The following is a 2858-nucleotide window of genomic DNA, read 5'->3' as shown; positions in this document are numbered from 1 at the left end:
GCGAGCGTCTCGACGAGGCGCCGGTACCGCGGCAGCATGCCCGCGTGGTGCACGCCGATGCCGGCACGGACGAGCCGGGAGAGGGTCTTTCCGAAGGCGGTGTTGAAGCGGAAGCCGCCGATGGCCTCGCCGATGGCATCCCGCTGCTCGCGCGAGGCGACCTTGCCGTTGGCGAGGGCCTGCGCCCGCTCGAGAGCGGCGGCCTGCGAGAAGTGCACGATGTACACCGGGCGCTCCTTCTCGTCCAGGAGCGACGCGACCACCTCGTGCACGGGGCGCCGCTCGTAGGAGAAGTGCAGCGGCACGGGGCGCTCCACCCCGGTGACCATCGCGGTAGGGCGGCCGGTGCGGCGGGTGAGGTCCTCGGCGATGTCGGTGACGTCCCCTAGCGTCGCCGACATGAGCAGGAACTGGGCGCGGGGCAGCAGCAGCAGCGGCACCTGCCACGCCCACCCGCGCTCGAGATCGCCGTAGTAGTGGAACTCGTCCATCACGACCTGGTCGACGTCGGCATCGGCGCCCTGACGCAGGGCGATGTTCGCGAGGATCTCCGCCGTGCAGCAGACGATCGGCGCCTCGGGGTTGACCGACGAGTCGCCCGTGACCATGCCGACGTTCTCGGCGCCGAAGATGTCGACCAGCGCGAAGAACTTCTCGCTGACGAGTGCCTTGATGGGGGCGGTGTAGTAGGTGCGCCCACCCTGGGCGAGGGATGCCGCGTGCGCCGCGATTGCGACGAGGGACTTGCCGGTGCCGGTCGGTGTCGACAGCACGACGTTCGCGCCCGAGACGAGCTCCATGACGGCCTCGTCCTGCGCGGGATACAGCGTGAGCCCGCGCTCGGAGGCCCACGAGACGAACGCGTCGTAGACCCCGTCGGGATCGGGGGCGGCACGGACGGCGTCGAGAAGGCTCACCCTGTCGAGTCTGCCTGACGCTTGGGCCGGTGACGGCGCGCGAGACGGCGCGCGAGGCGGCGTTCGGCCCACGCTCGCCCCCGGCGCCGTTGCGCGAGCACCCTCACGCCGGTCGCACGAGTCGCTCCCGGACGCTGCGCGCCAGACGGCGGCTGACCGGGAGTTCGATCTCCGCGAGCACCAAGGTGGGCGCCGCACCGGCCAGGCGTATCTCGACCACCGCGTCGCGCTGCACCAGGTACGAGCGGTGCACGCGCACGAACCCGGCATGCGCCCACCGCCGCCCGAGCTCCGAGATCGGGATGCGCACGAGGTGCCCGCCCGACGGCGTCCACAGCCGCGAATAGTCGCCCTCGGCGTGCACCCAGCGCACCTCGCTGCGCCGCACCAGCCTCACGGCCTGACCGACCGTGACGGCCACCGTCTCGTCGGCCGGCGCGGTCGGCGGCGCCACGACCGCCGCGACGATCCGGTCCACCGCGCGCCGCAGGCGCTCGGGCCGCACGGGTTTGAGCACGTAATCCAGCGCGTGCACGTCGAACGCCTCCACGGCGCCGGTTGCGTCGGCGGTGACGAACACGATCGCGGGTCGGGGTTCGTGCCGATCGAACAGGCGGGCCAGGTCCAGGCCCGACATCCCCGGCAGGCGCATCTCGAGAAACGCCGCGGCCACAGGGCGGCGTTCCACCAGCCGCAGCGCCTCCGCTGCGTCGGCCACCGCGTGCACCGTGCCGATGCGCTCGTCGCTTCCCAGCAGCGCAACGAGTTCGGCGCGGGCGGGTGTTTCGTCGTCGGCGACGAGCACGTCGATCACGCCCCCGATGCTACGCACGCGGCGACGGCGACCCGGTCAGCAGCAGCGCGCGCCGGGATTGCGGTCCTGGTCGTCCATCCGCTCGCGCCAGAACTGCCGCTCCGTCAGCGCCGGCTCATCCGGGTGCTGCTGGCGGTGATGCGCGAGGTAGGTCGCGTAGGCACGGTCGCCCATGAGCGTCTCGACATACCAACGGATGCCGCGGCCCACCCGCCGCACGAGGGAGATGAATCCCTCGTGCGGCGTGGCTGCGGCATCCGCCCGGCCCGTCACCGGTCCCCCGATCAGTGACGGCCGCCTTGTACCGGCCGGCGATCAGCCGGAAGCTCTTCCCACTCGCGCTCGATCTCGCGCTCGGCCTTGGTCGCGATGAACCCGGCCGGGGCGAAGCGACGCGACGGCACCGGCGGGTCTTCGTGGTCGTCACCGCCGCCGGCGCGGACGGCCTTGACCGTGACGATCGCCGAGGTGGCGATGACGATGATCGCCAGCGTGACGAAGATGATCGACAGCGTTCCCTGCACTGCGGTGTTGCGCACGACCGCCTCCATCGCCGCGACCGTCGGGGCAGTGCCGAACGACGTCTCGCCGTCGGCGAGCGCCTGGCGGAATGCGGTGTTGTTGGCCCAGTAGCCCACCTGCGGAACCGGGGAGAAGATCTTGTACATCGACGCGGTGATCGTGACGACCGCCGTGAATCCCAGCGGCAACACGATGATCCACAGCCACTTCGCGTAGCTCTTGCCCCGCTTGGCGACGATGGCCAGCACCACGGCCAGCGCGATGGCGGCCAGCAGCTGGTTGGCGATGCCGAACAGCGGGAAGAACGTGTTGATGCCGCCGAGCGGATCGGTCACGCCGAGGATCAGGATCGCGCCCCAGCCGGCGACCATGACCCCGGTGCAGATCCACACCCCGGGTCGCCACGACACGTCGCGGAACTTCGGGATCACCACCCCGATCGAGTCCTGCAGCATGAAGCGGGCCACGCGCGTGCCGGCATCCACGGCCGTCAGGATGAACAGCGCCTCGAACATGATCGCGAAGTGATACCAGAACGCCATCATCGCCTGGCCGCCCACGGCCTGCTGCATGATGTGCGCGAGGCCGAGCGCCAGGGTCGGAGC

General features: G+C 71.1%; 4 protein-coding genes. All 4 read right to left on the bottom strand.

Annotated elements, in window-relative coordinates; all coding sequences use genetic code 11:
• Positions 1 to 917, bottom strand: a 917-nt coding sequence (locus tag NQ160_RS21925) for a DEAD/DEAH box helicase (RefSeq protein WP_257517163.1), incomplete at its 3' end; no start/stop codon positions are given.
• 103 nt (positions 918 to 1020) lie between these two features.
• Positions 1021 to 1731: a LytR/AlgR family response regulator transcription factor gene (locus NQ160_RS24925; RefSeq protein ID WP_308211516.1), complete on the bottom strand. Its 711-nt coding sequence runs from the start codon at positions 1729 to 1731 to the stop codon at positions 1021 to 1023.
• 36 nt (positions 1732 to 1767) lie between these two features.
• Positions 1768 to 2004, bottom strand: coding sequence for a YbdD/YjiX family protein (locus NQ160_RS21915; protein ID WP_257517162.1), 237 nt, complete (start codon positions 2002 to 2004; stop codon positions 1768 to 1770).
• Positions 2005 to 2015: 11 nt separating this feature from the next.
• On the bottom strand, positions 2016 to 2858 hold an 843-nt coding region (locus NQ160_RS21910; RefSeq protein WP_306854008.1), incomplete at its 5' end, for a carbon starvation CstA family protein.

It is taken from the genome of Microbacterium sp. zg.Y909 (genome assembly GCF_024626565.1).
Note: the sequence above shows the minus strand (reverse complement) of the source record. Positions and strands in the feature narration are given on the sequence as shown.